Origin of the sequence: Sphingopyxis terrae subsp. terrae NBRC 15098 (assembly GCF_001610975.1) — a bacterium.
In the GTDB taxonomy this organism is placed as follows: Bacteria; Pseudomonadota; Alphaproteobacteria; order Sphingomonadales; family Sphingomonadaceae; genus Sphingopyxis; species Sphingopyxis terrae_A.
This window is the reverse complement of the sequence record NZ_CP013342.1, coordinates 2,000,255-2,018,479: the sequence shown is the minus strand read 5'-3', so window position 1 is coordinate 2,018,479 and position 18,225 is coordinate 2,000,255. Positions and strand designations below refer to the sequence as shown.

Genomic DNA, 18,225 nt, shown 5'->3' with positions numbered 1-18,225 from the left:
CCCCATGTCGCGCATTTTCATCGATCGGCCGATCTTCGCCTGGGTGCTGGCGATCGTCGTCATGCTCGGCGGGCTCGGCGCGTTGTTTTCGCTGCCGATCGAACAATATCCCGACATCGCGCCGACGCAGGTCAATATCCGCGCCAGCTATCCCGGCGCCTCCGCCGAGACGATCGAGAACAGCGTCACGCAGGTGCTCGAGCAACAGCTCACCGGTATCGACGGCCTGCTCTATTTCAGCTCGCAGTCGAGTTCGCGCGGGCAGGCGACGATTACTGCCATCTTCGCCAAGGGCACCGATCCCGACATCGCGCAGGTGCAGGTGCAGAACAAGATCGCCTCCGCCATCTCGCGCCTGCCGCAACAGGTGCAGAGTCAGGGCGTGCGCGTCACCAAGTCCAATTCGGATTCGCTGCTGCTCGTCGGCGTCTATGACACCACCGACACGCGATCGAACCAGGATGTGTCCGACTATCTGTCGTCGAACGTGCAGGATCCGCTGTCGCGCGTCGAAGGCGTAGGCGACGTCAATGTCTATGGCTCGCCGCATGCGATGCGCATCTGGCTGAACCCGCAGCGGCTCGCCGCGGTGTCGCTGATGCCCGGCGACGTCGTCACCGCGATCACCGCGCAGAACAGCGAGGTCGCGGCGGGCGAGGTCGGCGGTACCCCGGCGCCCGAGGGACAGATGCTGAATGCGACCGTAACCGCCCAGTCGCGGTTGCAGACGCCCGAAGAGTTCGAGAATATCGTGCTCAAGACGCTGCCCGACGGGTCGACCGTAAGGATCAGAGACGTCGCGCGGGTCGAGGTCGGCGCCGAAAATTACGGCACCATCGTGCGCATCAACGGCCATCCGGGCGCGGGCATCTCGATCTCGCTGTCGCCCGGCTCCGACGCGCTGGAAACCGCCGACCGGGTCAAGACGCGCGTTGCCGAACTGGCGCAGGATTTCCCCGACGGCCTGACCTATGCCTATGCCAACGACGCCACCGCCTTCATCAAGCTGTCGGTGAGCGAAGTGCAGAAATCGCTGTTCGAGGCGATCCTGCTTGTCGTGCTGGTGATGTTCGTCTTTCTGCAAAGCTGGCGCGCGGTGCTGATCCCGGCGATCGCTGTGCCGGTCGTGCTGCTTGGCACCTTCGGCGTCTTCTATATCGCCGGTTTCACGATCAACACGCTCACCCTGTTCGGCCTGACGCTCGCGATCGGCCTGCTCGTCGACGACGCGATCGTGGTGGTCGAGAATGTCGAGCGGCTGATGGAAGAGAATCCCGGCATGTCGGCGCGCGAGGCGACGATCCAGTCGATGAAGGAATTGCAGGTCGCCTTGATCGCGATCGCGATGGTGCTGTCGGCGGTGTTTCTGCCGATGGCCTTTTTCGGCGGATCGACGGGCGTCATCTATCGTCAGTTCTCGATCACCATCGTGTCGGCGATGGCTCTGTCGGTACTCGTCGCGCTGATCCTCAGCCCGGCGCTGACCTCGACCCTGCTGAAGCCGCGCAGCCATGGCGGGGAAGAGGATCGGCCGCACCGTTTCCCGCGCGTGCACGCCGCGATGATCCGCGCCCGCGACGGCTTCAACACGCGGTTCGACCGCACGGTTCGCGGCTATGTCGGCAGCGTGACCCGCGTCGTCGATCGCAAATGGCTGTTCCTTGGCATTTACGCCATCATTCTGGTGCTGCTGGTGCTGATGTTCGTGCGCCTGCCGACCGGCTTTCTTCCCAATGAGGATCAGGGCCGCGTTTCGGTGCAGTTCCGCTTGCCCGCGGGCGCGACGCAGGAACGCACGCTCGCAGTGCGCGACAGCGTCGAAAAATATCTGCTGAGCCAGGAAAAGGCCAATGTCGGCGCGCTCTTCCTCGTCGCGGGCGGCGGCGGGGGCGGTGCTACCGGCCAGAATACCGGCCAGGGCTTTTTGAATCTCGTCCACTGGGACGACCGTCCCGGCAAGGAAAACACCGCCGACGCGATCGCCGACCGGACGCGCAAGGCGCTGTCGGGCCTGCGCGACGCGCAGGTCTTCGCCCTCGTTCCCGGCGCGGTGCGGGGTCTTGGCGATTCGTCGGGCTTTACGATGGAGTTCCAGAACCGCAGCGGGATGAGCCGCGCCGAATTCATCGCGGCGCGCGACCGGCTGCTCGACATGGCCAATGCCAATCCCAAGCTCACCTCGGTTCGGCTCAGCGATCTTCCCGATGTCGCGACGTTGAAGGTCGATATCGATACGCAGCGGCTGACCGCCTATGGCCTCAGCAACGGCGATGTGAACAACACGCTGGCGACCGCCTGGGGCGGCCGCTACGTCAACGACTTCATCGACAAGGGCCGCGTCAAGCGCGTCTATGTCCAGGGCGACGCCCCCTATCGCGCGAAGCCCGACGATATCGGGCAATGGTATGTCCGATCGTCCGATGGCGAGATGTCGCCCTTCTCGGCCTTTTCGAGCATCGGCTGGTCAACCACCCCGGCAAGCACGTCGCGCTTTCAGGGCGTCCCGGCGTTCGAAATTTCGGGGCAGGCAGCCGCCGGCGTCAGTTCGGGCGAGGCGATGGATGAGATGGAGCGGATGGCGGCCGAAATTCCCGGCACCAGCGTCGCCTGGGCGGGCGCGTCCTATCAGGAACGCCTGTCATCGGGGCAGGCGCCCCTGCTCTATGGCCTGTCGCTGCTCGTCGTCTTCCTCTGCCTTGCCGCGCTTTACGAAAGCTGGTCGATCCCGCTTGCGGTGCTGCTCATCATTCCGCTCGGGCTGGTCGGCGCGGTTTTCGCGGTGACGCTGCGCGGGCTGGAAAACGACGTCTATCTGCAGATCGGGTTGCTGACGACGATGGGACTGGCGGCGAAGAATGCGATCCTGATGATCGAGTTCGCCGAACAGGAGGAACGCAAGGGTCGCCGCGTTATCGAGGCAGCGGTCGAGGCGGCGCGCATCCGTTTGCGTCCGATCCTGATGACCAGCTTTGCCTTCATCTTCGGCGTCCTGCCGCTCGCCATTGCGACCGGTGCGGGGGCCAACAGCCGCGTCGCGATCGGCACGTCGGTGATCGGCGGCATGCTGACCGCCGCGCTGCTCGCCATTTTCTTCATTCCGCTCTTCTTCGTGCTCGTCCGCCGCGGCGTGCGCGACGGGCTTGCCGCGCTGCGCCAGCGCTTCGGCAAAAAGGACGGCGACGCGGAGGTGACGGCATGAAACGCGCGCCCTTCCTGATGATCGCAGCGCCGCTGATGCTCGCGGGCTGTTCGCTTGCGCCGAAGACGGCGTTACCGCCGCCCCCGGTACCGCAAGGCTGGCCGGTCGGCGACGCCTATCTGATCCAGAGCGAGGCGGCGCTGCCGATCCTGTCCTACAAACAATTGTTTACCGACGCGCGGCTCCAGTCGCTCGTCGAACAGGCGCTCGCGAACAATCGCGACCTGCGCACCGCCTATGCCAATCTGGCGGCGGCGCGCGCGCAGGTGCGGGTCAGCCGGGCGGCGCAATTCCCGGCGATTGGCGTCAGCGCGAGCGGCGACTATGCCGACCGCGGCGGCACCGGCGGCTCCGGCGGCGCGGGCAGTAGTTTCGCGCTTCAAGGCGGGGTCACCGCCTTCGAACTCGACCTGTTCGGGCGCCTCGCCAATGCGAATGCCGCCGACCGCGACCGCGCGCTGGCGACCGAGGCCGCGTCGCGCACCGTGCGGCTGAGCCTGATCGCCGATCTCGCCAATGCCTGGGCCGCCTATGGCGCCGACCGCGACCTGCTCGCCATTGCGCAGGAAACCGCGACCAATGCGCGCGAAAATGTCCGGCTGACGAAGGCGCGGCTCGACGGCGGCGTCGCGCCGCGCACCGACCTCAGGCAAGCCGAACAGATATTGGCGACCGCCGAGGACGCGATCGCGCAGCAGCAGACTGCGATCGCGCAGGACGAAAATCTGATCCGCCTGCTCGTCGGCGGCGATGTCGATCCGGCGCTGTTCCCCGCCAGCCTGGCCGAGGTGACGCCCGCGGTTGCGGCGCCCCCGGCCGGGATGCGGTCGGAAATCCTGTTGCGGCGGCCCGACGTGATCCAGGCCGAATATCTGCTGCGCGCCGCCAATGCCGATATCGGCGTCGCGCGCGCGCGGTTGTTCCCGACGATTTCGCTGACCGGCCTGCTGGGCTTTGCCAGCGACGCGCTGTCGAGCCTGTTCGACAAGGGTTCCTTCGCCTGGTCGGCGGGCGGCGATGCCAGCGCCTCGATCTTCGATTTCGGTGGCCGCCGCGCCGGGGTGGCGGTGAGCGAGGCGCAGCGCGATGCCGCGCTTGCCAGCTATGAAGGCGCGATCCAGACCGCCTTTCGCGAAGTCGCCGACGCGCTCGCGGTGCAAGGGACGATCGCCGAGCGGGTCCGCGCCGCCGCCGCCAACACCGAAGCCGCAGCCGACACGGCGAGACTCAGCGATGCGCGCTACAAGGGCGGGGTCGACAGTTTCCTCGCCAGCCTCGACGCGCAGCGCAGCCTCTATGCCGCGCGGCGCAGCGAAATCGCGACAGGCCTGCTGCTCGTCCAGACCCGCATCGCCCTGTTCCGCGCGCTCGGCGGCGACAGCAGCGCGGGGTCCGCGGCGCCTTAGAGCGCCATCCAGAAGCGAATCCCGACTCCGCTTGACAACCCCATCCGCTCGCGCGCTAATAGAACAAATCAGGAACATTATGCGCGAGTCGTCTTCCTCTCTCGCCGCGCTGCGCCAACGCGTCGCCCGGCTCGCCGATAGCGGCGCCCCGTCCGGCGGGGGCGATGGCGGCTGGCTGGCGAGTGGCCATGCGGATTTCGATGCGGCGATCGGCGGCGGGTTGGCGATCGGCAAGACGCATGAATTTTTCGCAGCCAACGCGCTCGATGCGACGAGCGCCGCGGCCTTTGCCGCGTTGCTCGCGCTGCGTACGCCCGGCGCGGCGCCGCTGCTGTGGCTGCGCACCGCCGATGCCGCACGGCGCGCGGGGCATATCTATGCGCCTGGCATCGCCGAGCTTGGCGGCGACCCCGACCGGCTGCTGCTCGTCGAAACCGCCGACCCCAAAATGCTCCTCGCCTGCGCCAATGACGCGGTGCAGTGCGGCGGCTCGGCGGCGGTGATCGTCGAAAGCTGGGGAGCGTGGCCCGCGCTCGACCTGACCGCGGGGCGGCGGCTGGCACTCGGCGCACGCGATGCGGGGACCGTGCTCCTGATGCTGCGACTCAATACGCTTCCCGCTCCCAGCGTGGCGGAAACGCGCTGGACGGTCGCCGCCGCGCCCTCGACGGCGCTCGAGGCCGATGCGCCGGGCGCGCCGGGCTTCACCCTCGACCTGATACGCTGGCGCGGCGGCCCCGCGGGCGCCCGCTGGCAGATGGAATGGAATCGCGATGAGCAAGTCTTCCGGGGGGCGGCGCTATCTGGCGCTCTTCTTCCCGTGGCTCCCGGCCGAACGGCTGTGCCGCGCCGCGCCGCCGCCTGACGCTCCGATCGTCTTTGCCGAAAAGCAGCGCGGGGCACTCCGTCTTGCGAGCGTCGATCCGCACGCCGCGGCGCTGGGGCTCGGCCCCGGCATGCCGCTCGCCGATGCCCGCGCGCAGGTCGGCGACCTTGCCGTCGTGCCGCACGATCCCGTCGCCGATGCCGCCTGGCTCGACCGGCTCGCGCAGGGCTGCGCGCGCTACACGCCGCTCGTCGCGCTCGATGCCCCCGACGGGCTGATCCTCGACATCGCGGGCGCGGCGCATCTGTTCGGCGGCGAAGCAGAACTTGTCGCCGATGTCGAAGAGCGCATGGACCGGCTGGGGATGACGCTGCGCAGCGCGCTTGCCGGCACCGCCGATGCGGCGCGCGCGCTCGCCCGCTACCAGGCGCTCCCCGCCCCCGACGAGGCGGCGGCGGTGCGCCGCCTGCCCGTCGCGGCGCTGGGGCTGGAGGCGGAGGCGACGACCGCGCTCGTCCGCGCGGGGCTCAAGACGATCGGCGATCTTTCGGGCCGCCCGGTCGCCGCGATCGCCGCGCGCTTCGGGGCCGAGGCGGCGAACGCGCTGCGCCGGTTGCTCGGCGATGCACCGAGCCCGCTCGACCCGCGCATCCGGCCCCCGCCGATCGTCGTCGAGCGCCGTTTCGCCGAACCGCTAGGCAGCAGCGCCCATGCCGCTGCTGTGCTCGCCGAGCTTGCCGCCGAGGCCGCCGTCGCGCTCGGCGAACGCGGCAAGGGCGGGCGCCATTTTCGCGCGACCTTCTTTCGCAGCGACGGGCTGGCGCGCAGCATCGCAATCGAAACCGGCCAGCCGACGCGCGACGCCGATCTGGTCATGCGTCTGTTCGCCGAACGGATCGACAGCCTGCGCGATCCGATCGACCCCGGTTTCGGTTTCGACATGATCCGCCTCGCCGTGCCGCGGATCGAGGCGCTGGGTGCCGGTCAGCTCAGGCTCGAGGGCGGCGCGGCGAACACCGCGCCGGGCGCCGCCGCCGTCGACGAACTCGCCGACCGGCTGGCGACCCGGCTCGGGCGCGGGCGCGTCCGGCGGCTGCGCAGCGCCGATACCCATATCCCCGAACAGGCGCAGCTTGCCTTGCCCGCGGTCGAGGCGCCGCCGCCGACGCCCTGGACCGCGACCGAGCCGGGCGAACCGCCGCTGCGCCCCTTTCACCTGTTCGACCCGCCGCAGCCGATCGAAGTGATCGCTGAAGTCCCCGACGGCCCGCCGCAGCGCTTCCGCTGGCGCCGCACGCTCCATGCGGTACGCCGCTTCGAAGGCCCCGAACGCATCGCGGCCGAATGGTGGCGCCGCCGCGACAATGCCGGGCTGACGCGCGACTATTACCGCGTCGAGGATGCGCAGGGTCGCCGTTACTGGCTGTTCCGCCACGGCCTCTACGATGAAAAGCCCGACCCGCGCTGGTATATCCATGGGGTCTTTGCATGAGCGCGCCTTGTCCCGACGCCGATCCCGGTTTCGCCGAGCTGATCGCTGCGACCAACTACAGCTTCCTGCGCGGCGCCTCGCACCCCGCCGAAATGGTCGCGCGCGCGCTCGAACTCGGCATGACGGGCATCGGCATCGCCGACCGCAACAGCGTCGCGGGGGTGGTGCGGGCCTGGGCCTTCCTGAAAGAGCTGCAGATCAAGCAGCCGGAGGCGGTGGCGAGATTCCGGCTGGTCGTCGGCGCCCGGCTCGCATTCGCCGACGGCACCCCTGACATTGTCGCCTATCCGGTCAGCCGCCATGGCTGGGGCCGCCTGACGCGCCTGTTGTCGACCGGCAATCTGCGCGCGCAGAAGGGCGACTGCATCCTTCACCTCGAAGATCTGCTCGCCTATTGCGACGATCTGTTGCTGATCGCGACGGAGGGCGACGAGACCCTGCTGCGCCAGCTCAAGCACGCACGGCCCAAATCGCTCTGGCTCGCCGCGACCATGCCCCGGGGAGGTGCCGACGCGCGGCGGCTGGCGCGACTACACCGTCTGGCGGCGGCGGTGAACGTCCCGCTGCTCGCCACCTGTGATGCGCTTTACGCAACCCCCGCGCAGCGCCCGCTCCACGACATCGTCACCTGTATCCGCGAGGGCACGACACTGCACAGGGCAGGCCGGCGTCTCCACGCCAATGGCGAACGCCATCTAAAAGCGCCGGCCGAGATGCGCCGGCTGTTCGCGGCCTGTCCGGGAGCGGTCGAGCAAAGCGCGCGGCTGCTCGACCGCATCGGCTTCGCGCTCGACGAACTGCGCTATGAATATCCGCACGAGCCGGTACCGCCGGGATGGAAGCCCTTCAACTATCTGCACCATCTGGTGAAGACAGCGGCCGAAGCGCGCTATGGCACGCCCTTGTCGGCGAAAGTCCGCAAGCTGATAGGCAACGAACTACGGCTGATCCGGCGGCGGAATTACGTCTATTATTTCCTCACCGTCCACGATCTCGTCCGTTTCGCGCGCGCGCAAGAACCCCCGATCCTCTGTCAGGGGCGCGGATCGGCGGCCAATTCGATCGTCTGCTTCCTGCTCGGCGTCACCTCGGTCGATCCGATGCAGCACGACCTGCTCTTCTCGCGCTTCGTCTCGGCCGAGCGCGACGAGCCACCCGACATCGACGTCGATTTCGAACATGAGCGGCGCGAGGAAGTGATCCAATATATCTACCGCCGCTACACGCGCGACCGCGCCGCGATCGCCGCGACCGTCATCCATTATCGCCCGCGCAGCACGATCCGCGAGGTCGGCAAGGCGCTGGGCCTCAGTGAGGATGTGACCGCGCGGCTCGCCGATACGAGCTGGGGAAGCTGGGGCGACGAGGTGCCGGTCGAACGGCTGGCCGAAGCCGGGCTCGACCCCCATAATGGCGAAATCGAGCGATTGCACCGCTTCGTCGGCGAATTGCTGAAGGCGCCGCGTCACTTGTCGCAGCATGTCGGCGGCTTCGTGCTGACCCAAGGGCGGCTCGACGAACTGGTGCCGATCCACAATGCCGCAATGGAGGACCGCACCTTCATCGAATGGGACAAGGACGATATCGACGCACTCGGCCTGATGAAGGTCGATGTCCTCGCGCTCGGCATGCTGACCTGCATCCGCAAATGCTTCGACCTGATGCGGGCGCACGGGCTGGGCGACCATACGCTGGAGGTCGACATCGATTGCGGCGACGAGGCCGTCTATGAAATGCTCCAGCGCGGCGACAGCATCGGGGTCTTTCAGGTCGAGAGCCGCGCCCAGATCAACATGCTGCCGCGCCTGAAACCCAGGATATTCTATGACCTTGTCGTGCAGGTCGCGATCGTCCGGCCGGGCCCGATCGAGGGCGACATGGTGCACCCCTATCTGCGCCGGCGATGCGGCGAGGAGCCGGTTGAATTCCCCGAGCCTGCCCCGCCGCACCCGCCCGACGAACTGCACGACGTGCTCGGCAAGACTTTCGGCGTGCCGCTGTTCCAGGAACAGGCGATGAAGCTGGCGATGGTGGCCGCCGATTTCACGCCCGACGAGGCCAATGGCCTGCGCCGCGCGATGGCGACCTTTCGCAACGTCGGGACGATCGAGAATTTCCGGGACAAAATGATCGGCGGCATGGTGCGGCGCGGCTACACGCAGGATTTCGCCGAACGCTGTTTCAAGCAGATCGAGGGTTTTGGCAGCTATGGCTTCCCCGAAAGCCATGCGCAGTCCTTTGCGCGGCTTGTTTATGTCTCGTCATGGATCAAGCATTACCACCCCGCCGTCTTCACCTGCGGCTTGCTCAATTCGCAGCCGATGGGTTTTTATGCGCCGGCGCAGCTTGTCCGCGATGCGCGCGAGCATGGCGTCGAGGTGCGCGCGGTCGACGTCAATTCCAGCGATTGGGACAGCAGCCTTGAACCCCGCGCCGACGGCAGCCTCGCGCTGCGGCTCGGCTTTCGGCAGGTGGACGGGTTTCGCCAGGAGTGGGCGAAGCTGATCGCCGACGCGCGGAATGCCGCGCCCTTCGCGTCGGTCGAGGAACTCGCGCGCCGCGCGAACCTGCCTCCGCGGGCGTTGCGCCTGCTCGCCGATGCGGATGCATGCCGGTCGATGGGACTCGATCGGCGCCCCGCGCTATGGGACGCGCGGCGCGTCCGTCAGGGGGTGTTGCCGCTGTTCGGTGCGGCGGGCGCCGACGAACTGGGCACCGAAGACGATGCACGCCTGCCGCCGATCCCTCCGGTCGAACAGGTGCTGACCGATTATCAGACGACGCGCCTGTCGCTGAAGGGCCATCCGATGGCCTTTCTGCGTCCCGCCTTCGCGCGCGAAGGCGTGCTGAGCGCGGGCGAAGTTGCGGGGGCAAAGAACGGGTCGATCGTTTGCACCGCGGGGGTCGTGCTGATCCGCCAGCGGCCGGGCAAGGGCAATGCGATCTTCATCACCATTGAGGATGAGGGCGGGATCGTGAACATCCTGCTATGGGCGCGCCATTTCGAACGCTATCGCCGCGCCGTCATGGCGTCGCGGCTGATGCTGGCCGAAGGCGAGGTGCAGCGCAGCAAGGAGGGCGTCATCCACCTGATGGCGACCCGCATCGTCGATCGCACCGCGATGCTCGACGCACTGGGCAGCGATCGCGGCTTCGATCCCGACTTGTGCCGGGCCGACGAGGTCAAGCACCCGCAAATGCCGCGCGACCGCGCGCCGGGCGCGCGGCACGGCCATCCCCGCAATGTCCGCATCCTGCCCAAGTCACGCGATTTTCATTGAAGCGGGGAGGCCTCCGCCCCGTACGCAAAAAGATGCCCCGGCTGTGGGGAGCCGGGGCATCCGATCAGGCTATTAAAGGGACCAACCAAATATAGCCTGAGATGTTTGCGATGTTCCGCGCTTAGCGCAGCAGGTTCATCACACCCTGGGCGCTCTGGTTCGCCTGGGCGAGCATCGCGGTCGAAGCCTGCGACAGGATCTGCGCCGCCGCCAGCTTCGTCGATTCAGCCGAGAAGTCGGCATCTTCGATCCGCGAGCGCGATTCGTCCAGATTGGTGACACGCGACGTCAAATTATCGACAGCCGCTTCAAGACGGTTCTGCTGCGCACCGAGGTTGGCGCGTTCGCCGGCGACCGTGGTGATCGCGGTGTCGAGCGTCGCCAGTGCACCGGTCGCGCCGGAAGCCGTGGCAACCGAAAGCGCGTTGACGCCCAGCGTCGTCGCATCAAGCTTGCCGATCGTGATGTTCACGTTTTCACCGGTGTTGATGCCAGTCTGGATATCGAAGCCTGCGGTGACGCTGCCGTCGAGCAGTTTGTTGCCGTTGAACGTCGTCTGGCCGACGATGTCGCCGATCTGCGAGATAAGTGCGGTAACTTCCTTCTGCACCAGACCGCGGTCGGCATCGCTGAGAGTGCCGGTCGAAGCCTGCATCGCCAGGTCGCGCATACGAACCAGGATGTCCGAAACGCTGCCCGCAGCGCTGTCGGCGGTCTGCGCCAGCGAAATGCCGTCGTTGGCATTGCGGATCGCTTGGGTGAAGCCGCGCGAGGCAGCCTGCATGCGAGTTGCGACGGCGAGGCCGGCGGCGTCGTCCTTGGCGCTGTTGATGCGCTTGCCGCTCGACAGACGTTCCATAGCCTGCGACTGCATGCGATTGGCAACACGCGAGCTGTTCTGGGCGCGAAGCGCGCTCACATTGGTGTTGATGACAGTCATAATGTTCCTTTCCGGCCCCTTGGCCATTCCCGTGGTGTGAGGGCTCAGCGAGCGGTCACGAAAGCTGTAACGGCGGCGGCGGCGGCGGATTAAGCCGGCGCGTCAAAAAAACGCCGCGGAGCGCAGGCGGCGATAGGATCACTCTATCAAATAGCTGTTTTTCAACGAAAAGAATTTTTGGCACGAGCTTTGCATTACTCTTTGTGCGTGCGGCGAACCGCCGCGCACCAGGACGGATGAAAGCTTATGAGCACGATTGACCAGAGCCGACTGCTGCAAATGCGCAGTTCGATTCTCAATCAGAACCAGGCGCTGCAGCGCGCCGCCGGCGGCGCGGCTGCGGGCGGCGCCGCGGGTGCCGGTGCGGCACCCGATTTCGGATCGGCGATCGCCAGCGCATTGCAGCAGGTCAATACCCAGCAGGCGAAGGCAAGCGACCTCAGCGAAGCCTATGAACGCGGCGACACGCACGACATCGTCAGCGTGATGATCGAACGCCAGAAGGCCTCGCTCGGCTTCGAAACCACGTTGCAGGTCCGCAACAAGCTGCTGTCCGCCTATCGCGACATCATGAACATGCCGGTGTAATCCATGGCCGAAGCTCAACTCCTCGCCCCCGTTGCCGATACGAACCGGCTGCCCCTCCCTGCGATGGGCGGCCGCTTTGCGCCGGTCCAGCAGTTCGTCCGCCAGCCCGCCGTCCAGCGCGCGCTGCCCGCGATCGCCACGACGACCGCGATCGGCCTGACCGCGCTCGCCTATTTCATGACCCAGTCGGCGCCGCAGGCGCAGCTTTTCGCGGGGCTCGACGACAGCGACAAGGCCGCCGTCGCCGATGCGCTCCAGTCGCAGGGGATCGGCCACACCATCGATCCGACGACCGGCGCACTGACCGTCGATGCCGACAAGCTGTATCAGGCGCGCATCGCGCTCGCCGGGCAGGGATTGCCCAAGGCGCAGCCGAGCGGCGACAGCCTGATCGCCTCGCTCCCGATGGGGTCGAGCCGCGCGATCGAAGGCGAAACGCTGCGCTCGGCGCGCGAAGCCGACCTGTCGCGTACGATCGAGACGATCGACGCGGTCAAGACCGCGCGCGTCCACATCGCTGCCGCCGAACCCAGCCTGTTCGTCCGCGACGACAAGCCCGCAACCGCGTCGGTGATGCTGACGTTGCAGAACGGCCGCAACCTCAGCGACGCGCAGGTTCAGGGGATCCGTTTCCTCGTCGCCTCCTCGGTTCCCGGCATGAACGCCGACGAGGTCCAAGTGATCGACCAGCGCGGCGCGCTGCTCTCCGACGGCGCCAGCAGCGGCGACATGAAGAGCTTCCAGCTCCAGATGCAGATGGAGGATCGCTTCCGCCGCGCGCTCGAAACGCTGCTCGGTCCGATGCTCGGCTCGGGCAATTATTCGGTCGAGGTCCACGCCGACGTCGACATGTCGGAAAGCCAGGCGACGCGCGAAAGCTTCCCCGAAAACGACCGCGCGCTGCGCACCGAACAGGTGAGCCGGGTCGTCAGCGGCCAGAGCACGCCGCCCGCCGTGGGCATCCCCGGCGCGCTGTCGAACCAGCCGCCGCAGGCAACTACGGTGACGAACAATGCCCCCGCGCCGACGCCCGCCGGCGCCCCGACCACCGACACGCAGAGCAACGAAAATTCGGCCCGCGCCTATGAGGTCGGCCGCGAAATCTCGGTTACGCACCAACCGCAGGGCCGCCTGAGGCGCCTGTCGATCGCCGTCGCGCTGAACCAGGGCCAGAAGGCGCTGACCCAGGCCGACCTCGCGAAGATCGAGGGGCTGGTGAAGGGCGCGGTCGGATACGATCAGACGCGCGGCGACGTCGTCGCGATCAGCCAGCGCCCCTTTGCGAAGGTCGACGATGTCGCTCCCGCCTTCTATGACCAGCCGTGGTTCATGCCGCTCGCCAAGCAGATCGGCGCCGTGCTCGCCGCGCTGCTCGCCTTTCTGTTCATCGGCCGTCCGATGATCAAGTCGGCCAAACAGCGCGCCGCCGCGCGCGCCGAACGCGATGCCGAAATCGAACAGTCGCTGCTCACCGCCACCGAAAGCCGCGCCGCGCTCGACGCGCCGCGTGGCGACAGCGCAATCACGCTCGAGATGATCGAGGCCGCGCCAAGCTATGAAGCGCGCGCCAATCTGGTCCGCGCCTTCGTCCGCCAGGACTCGGCGCGTGCCGCGCTCGTCGTGCGCCAGCTGATGCAGGAGGGCACCCATGGCTGACGACACCGACGTCGCCGGCGAGATCGCACCCGCGGTCGGCCTGCGCCCCGCCATCGAAGGATCGGCCGCCGCCGCGATCCTGCTGATGCTGCTCGAGGAAGGCGACGCCGCCACCATCCTCAAGCATCTCGATCCCGATGAGGTGCGCCTGCTTGCCAAGGGCATGTTCGACGCCGCCAACGCCAGCGAAACCCAGATCGAACAAGCGCTCGACCAGTTCGTCGTGCGCAGCCGCGACGTCAGCGCGCTCGCCATCGGCGCCGAAACGCGTATCCGCACCGTCATCAATCAGGCGGTAGGCAATGTCCGCGCCGACAATATCCTGGCCGCCGTCGCGCCGCAGTCGAGCGCCGCGTCGCTCGAGATGCTGCGCTGGATGGATGTCGAGGCGATCAGCGCGCTGCTCGCCAGCGAACATCCGCAGGTCGGCGCGCTGATCCTGTCGGTGTTGATCCCCGACGTCGCCGCGCGCGCCATCGAAACGCTCGACGAGGTGCTGCAGGCCGATCTGGTGCTGCGCGCGGCGCAGCTCACCACCGTCCCGGCCGCCGCGATCGAGGATCTGGAATCGGTGCTCGCTTCCGCCAATGTCGGCGGCCAGCGCGTCGCCAAGCAGCCGATCGGCGGCCCGAGCGACGTCGCGAAGATCATGAAGAAAATGCCCAAGTCGCTGTCCGAACGCACGATCCGCGCGCTCAAGAAGCAGGACAAGCTGCTGGCACAGGCGATCGAGGAAGAGATGTTCATCTTCGAAAATCTGCGCGAGCTCGACAAGAAGAGCATCGGCACCGTGCTGCGCTCGGTCGATGCAGCGATCCTCGCGGTCGCGCTCAAGGGTACCGACGCCGACATGGTCGATCTGTGCCTGTCGACGATGTCGCAGCGCGCATCGGAAACGATCCGCGACGAAATGGCCGAAATGACGATGGTCAAGCGCACCGACGTCGACGAAGCGCAGAAGTCGATCATGCAGATCGTCCGCCAGATGGCAGCATCGGGCGAAATCATGCTCGCGGGCGGGGGCGACGATTATGTCTGATCTCGCGTCCGAATCGACCGTCGCCGCACTGGCGCATGCGATGGCGCGCGACGGCGGCTTTCGCCCGCTGCAGTTCGGCCAACCGCGCAGCGCTCCGCTAGCGCCGGCCCCCGAAGTGGCGGCCGAGCCAGCCGACGACCCCTTTTCGCGCGGGCTTGCCGAAGGCCAGCGCCTGGCCGAAGCCGCCTTTGCGGTCGAACGCCAGCAATTGCTCGCGATGGTCGCCGCCGCCGAAGCGCTGCAGGACGAACCCAGCGAGGAACTCGCGCAGCTGATCGCCGAAACGGTCGAGCGGCTCGTCCGCCAGATCGTCGAGGCGGCGCCGATCGAGGCCGACTGGCTGCGCGCGCAGGCCGAAACCGCCGCCGCGCTGGTCGCTGAAGCTGACAAGGCGCGCACCCTGTGGGTCAATCCCGCCGACGCAGTGCTCCTCGTCGACGCGCCGATCGCGCTGCCGATCGAAAGCGATCCGTCGATGGCGCGCGGCACCGTCCGTGTCGAAACCTCGGCCGGCTGGATCGAACATGGCCGCGCGGTCTACCTCGACGAGCTGCGTGCCGCACTCGGCGGCCAGGGCGGCGCCGCATGACGCGCCGCCTCGCCATGTCCGCCCGCCAGTTGCTCGACCCCGTCGACCTCAGTGACGCATCGCCGCGCCGCATCGGCACGCTCGTCGCGCACGAAGGCATCATGCTCGAAGTATCAGGCTTTCCCCAGCCGCTCGGCAGCAATGTCCGCATCAAGTCGGCGAACAACGAATATGTGAACGGCGAGGTCGTGGGCTTTCGCGGGCACCGCAGTCTCGTGCTGCCCTTCGACACCAACATGCCTCTCGTCACCGGCGCGCCGGTCGAACCGCATGGCGCGTCGAGCATGGTGACCGTCGGCAAGGCGCTGCTCGGCCGCATCATCGACGCGCAGGGCAATCCGCTCGACGGCCGCCCGCCGGTCAAGTCGCAGTTCCAGTGGCCGCTCGCCGGCCGCAAGGTCAATCCGCTGCGCCGCGGCCGGGTGACCAAACCGCTCAACATGGGCGTGCGCGCGATCAACGGCCTGCTCACCGTCGGGGAAGGCCAGCGCGTCGCGATCATCGCGGGGTCGGGCGTCGGCAAGTCGGTACTGATGGGCCAGATGATCGCGGGCACCGAATGCGACGTGATCGTCGTCGGCCTGATCGGCGAGCGCAGCCGCGAGGTCAGCGACTTCGTTGAGACCAAGCTGCCGCCCGCCGTCCGCAAGAAATCGGTGGTGGTCGCGGTTCCCGCCGACCATCCGCCGCTGCTTCGCCTGCGCGCCGCGATGCGCGCGACCGCGATCGCCGAAGCCTTTCGTCAGGACGGCAAGAAGGTGCTGCTGCTGATCGACAGCCTGACGCGTGTCGCGCACGCGCAGCGCGAGATAGGGCTGACGCTGGGCGAACCGCCGACGATGAAGGGCTATCCGCCCTCGACCTTCGCGCTTATCCCCTCGCTCGTCGAACGCGCCGGCAACGACCGCCTCACCGGCGGGTCGATCACCGCGCTCTATACCGTACTCGCCGATGGCGGCGACATCGAGGATCCGGTCGTCGATTCGGCGCGCGCGATCGTCGACGGGCATATCATCCTCTCGCGCCAGCTTGCCGAACAGGGGGTCTATCCCGCGATCGACATCGCCCGGTCGCTGTCGCGCACCATGGCCGATTCGGTCGATGCCGATCACGCCGCCGCCGCCGCGCGCTTCCGCCAGCTCTGGTCCGCCTATGAAGAGAATCGCGACCTGATGCTGATGGGCGCTTATGTCGCCGGCACCGATCCGGTGCTCGACACCGCCATCGCGCGGCGCGCCGACCAGCTTGCATTCGTTACCCAGCCCGCCGGCACCCAGGTCGATTTCCAGACCGCACGCCAGTCACTCATCGAAGGATATTCTGCATGACCGCCCGCACCGCACGCCGCAAACGTATCATTCGCGTGCGCACCGTCGAACATCAGATGGCGGAGGCCAATCTGGCGCGCGCCAATGGCGAGCTTGCAAGCCTCGTCGAGCTGTCGCGCCGCCTCGAGGCGCTGCGCGCCGACCTCGCGGTCGCCCGCGGCGTCGTCGCGGGCCGCGCGCTCAATACGGTCGGCGAACTTGGCATGCGGCTCGACATGGCGAAGGAAAATCTTGCAACCCCGCTGGTCAACGCCAGCGCGCGCCGCGACGAAATGGGCGTGCTTGCGCAGAGCGCGCTGATGAAGGAAGAATCGGCGGTGCGCCTCTATGAACGCAGCCGCAAGTCGGCCGAAGTCGAGATGGAACGCCGCGCCGACGCTAACCGCCCGCACCGCCGCCGCACGATGAGCCTGCGCCTGGTCGAAGGCGGCCCGCAATGATGCCCGGCCTGCCCCAGAGCGCGAGCCAGCCCGGCTTCGCGGCCTTTCTGTCCAATATCGGCCAGGCGCCCGCCAGCGGCGCCGGCGAGGACGGCGGCTTCAGCCAGCTCCTCGCCGCGCTTCCCGGAGCCGCGACGATTGGCAAGACCGGCACGCCCGGCGCTGCGCCGACCGGCGATACTCAGGCGACGGCGACGGCCGCGAGCGTGATCGCGCTCGCAGGCGCCGAAGCGGCGGGCGCGGTAGCGCCGACAGCGGATGCCCTGCCGCCTACGGCCACCAACCCCGACGGCACCACCGCGGCCGGGACGCCGCACGTCGTGACACCCGATTTCGCCGCCATCGTCGGCGGCAAAAAGCCCGCTACCGAGGCCAAGACGGCACCCGCCGCCGATACCGAAGCCGCGCCCGCGATCCCGGCCGACGACACGTCGCCCAAGGCCGCGCCCAAGCGCGGTGGCCCGGAGGTCCCGCAACCCGATGCGCAGGATGCCGCGGCACATGCCGCCAGCCTGCTCGCCGCCCTGACCGGCAAGCCCGCCAAGCCAGCCGTCGATCCGGCGAAGACCGGCACCGACGACGCCGATGCCGAAGCGACCGACGCCGCGCCTACGGCCGACGCTGCCGCGACGGCGAGAACGACGCCTCCCGCCGTGACCCTGCCTCTCAATCCGGCGCCTGCCGCCGCGAATGGCGTGGTGCCCGAAGCCTCCGCGCCGGTTGCCGACAAGCCCGCGAAGGCTGCCAAGCCTGTGCTGGCCCCGGCCGCGCCGCAAGGCCGCGACGCCCCCACCGCACCCGCGGTAACGCCTGCGAAGGCCGAGAGCGCCACCGCTACGCCGGCGCCCGCCGCCGAACCCGCGGCCAAGCCGATCCGTGCCGAAGGCGGCGCTTCCATGACCGTGCTGTTCAATCAGCCCGCCACGCCCGGCGCCACAAGCAACGGCGCCCCGGCACAAGCGGCGCCGCTCGCCGAACGCACGCTCGACTTGACGAGCGATGATCGCTGGATCGCGCAGCTCGCCGCCGATATCGCCGCGACCAAATCGGACAAGGGCGACCTCAGCTTCCGCCTGATGCCGCGCCACCTCGGCCGGCTCGACGTCGCGATGAAACTCGACGGCGACAGCGTGTCGATGAAGCTCGACACCCAGCATGAAAGCACCGCCGCGATCGTCGCCGCCGCACAGCCGCGACTGGTCGAGGATCTCCGCCAGCAGGGCGTCCGCGTTGCCGGCGCCGAAGTGACCTGCACCCCCGATCAGGCCGGGCGCCCGTCGCTTGCCCAGGGTCAGGGACAGGGCCAGAACCAGGGACGCGGCGCTGCGCCCGACGCGAGCCATTTGATCGAAACCGCCAATGATCGCGCCGACGCGCGCGACGACGACAGCGCCGCGAACCGCCGCGGCCGCTTTGCCTGATATCGAAAGGAACCGACGAG

At 68.0% G+C, this 18,225-nt stretch carries 13 protein-coding genes; 12 read left to right on the top strand and 1 reads right to left on the bottom strand.

Features of this window, described 5'->3' with window-relative positions; translation table 11 throughout:
- Positions 1–4: 4 nt before the first annotated feature.
- From AOA14_RS09750 to AOA14_RS09730, 5 genes are all read left to right on the top strand, one after another.
- Positions 5–3,199 carry an efflux RND transporter permease subunit gene (locus AOA14_RS09750; protein WP_062901643.1) on the top strand — a complete coding sequence of 1,065 codons (3,195 nt, stop codon included), beginning with the start codon at positions 5–7 and terminating at the stop codon, positions 3,197–3,199.
- The gene (locus tag AOA14_RS09745) at positions 3,196–4,605 is read left to right on the top strand and encodes an efflux transporter outer membrane subunit (protein ID WP_062901642.1); all 1,410 of its coding nucleotides are present in this window, start codon (positions 3,196–3,198) and stop codon (positions 4,603–4,605) included. Before AOA14_RS09750 ends, AOA14_RS09745 begins: the two co-directional genes overlap by 4 nt.
- Before the next feature lie 79 nt (positions 4,606–4,684).
- Positions 4,685–5,470 (top strand): ImuA family protein, encoded by a 786-nt coding sequence (locus tag AOA14_RS09740; protein WP_062901641.1) that lies wholly within the window; start codon positions 4,685–4,687, stop codon positions 5,468–5,470.
- Entirely contained in the window at positions 5,379–6,923 is a 1,545-nt protein-coding gene (locus tag AOA14_RS09735) for a Y-family DNA polymerase (RefSeq protein ID WP_062901640.1), read from the top strand. The genes AOA14_RS09740 and AOA14_RS09735 overlap by 92 nt, the downstream gene beginning before the upstream one ends.
- A complete protein-coding gene (locus tag AOA14_RS09730; protein WP_062901639.1) occupies positions 6,920–10,204 on the top strand; it encodes an error-prone DNA polymerase in 3,285 nt (1,094 codons plus the stop codon). The genes AOA14_RS09735 and AOA14_RS09730 overlap by 4 nt, the downstream gene beginning before the upstream one ends.
- A gap of 121 nt (positions 10,205–10,325) precedes the next feature.
- Here the strand turns inward: AOA14_RS09730 and AOA14_RS09725 are convergent, their stop codons facing one another.
- Complete coding sequence (locus AOA14_RS09725) at positions 10,326–11,144, bottom strand: flagellin N-terminal helical domain-containing protein (RefSeq protein ID WP_003041418.1); 819 nt, start codon at positions 11,142–11,144, stop codon at positions 10,326–10,328.
- A gap of 246 nt (positions 11,145–11,390) precedes the next feature.
- Here AOA14_RS09725 and fliE point away from each other — a divergent pair, with 246 nt between their 5' ends.
- From fliE to AOA14_RS09690, 7 genes are read left to right on the top strand one after another with little or no spacing between them, the layout of a single operon-like run.
- A complete protein-coding gene (gene fliE / locus AOA14_RS09720; protein WP_003041419.1) occupies positions 11,391–11,732 on the top strand; it encodes a flagellar hook-basal body complex protein FliE in 342 nt (113 codons plus the stop codon).
- Between the two features lie 3 nt (positions 11,733–11,735).
- On the top strand, positions 11,736–13,388 hold the full coding sequence (gene fliF, locus AOA14_RS09715) for a flagellar basal-body MS-ring/collar protein FliF (protein ID WP_062901638.1): 1,653 nt from the start codon (positions 11,736–11,738) through the stop codon (positions 13,386–13,388).
- The gene (locus AOA14_RS09710) at positions 13,381–14,427 is read left to right on the top strand and encodes a flagellar motor switch protein FliG (RefSeq protein WP_062901637.1); all 1,047 of its coding nucleotides are present in this window, start codon (positions 13,381–13,383) and stop codon (positions 14,425–14,427) included. The genes fliF and AOA14_RS09710 overlap by 8 nt, the downstream gene beginning before the upstream one ends.
- The gene (locus tag AOA14_RS09705) at positions 14,420–15,016 is read left to right on the top strand and encodes a FliH/SctL family protein (protein ID WP_062901636.1); all 597 of its coding nucleotides are present in this window, start codon (positions 14,420–14,422) and stop codon (positions 15,014–15,016) included. Before AOA14_RS09710 ends, AOA14_RS09705 begins: the two co-directional genes overlap by 8 nt.
- Positions 15,013–16,344: a FliI/YscN family ATPase gene (locus AOA14_RS09700; RefSeq protein WP_062901635.1), complete on the top strand. Its 1,332-nt coding sequence runs from the start codon at positions 15,013–15,015 to the stop codon at positions 16,342–16,344. Before AOA14_RS09705 ends, AOA14_RS09700 begins: the two co-directional genes overlap by 4 nt.
- Positions 16,341–16,784 (top strand): hypothetical protein, encoded by a 444-nt coding sequence (locus tag AOA14_RS09695; RefSeq protein ID WP_062901634.1) that lies wholly within the window; start codon positions 16,341–16,343, stop codon positions 16,782–16,784. Before AOA14_RS09700 ends, AOA14_RS09695 begins: the two co-directional genes overlap by 4 nt.
- A complete protein-coding gene (locus tag AOA14_RS09690) occupies positions 16,781–18,205 on the top strand; it encodes a flagellar hook-length control protein FliK (protein ID WP_202988220.1) in 1,425 nt (474 codons plus the stop codon). The genes AOA14_RS09695 and AOA14_RS09690 overlap by 4 nt, the downstream gene beginning before the upstream one ends.
- Positions 18,206–18,225 lie beyond the last annotated feature (20 nt).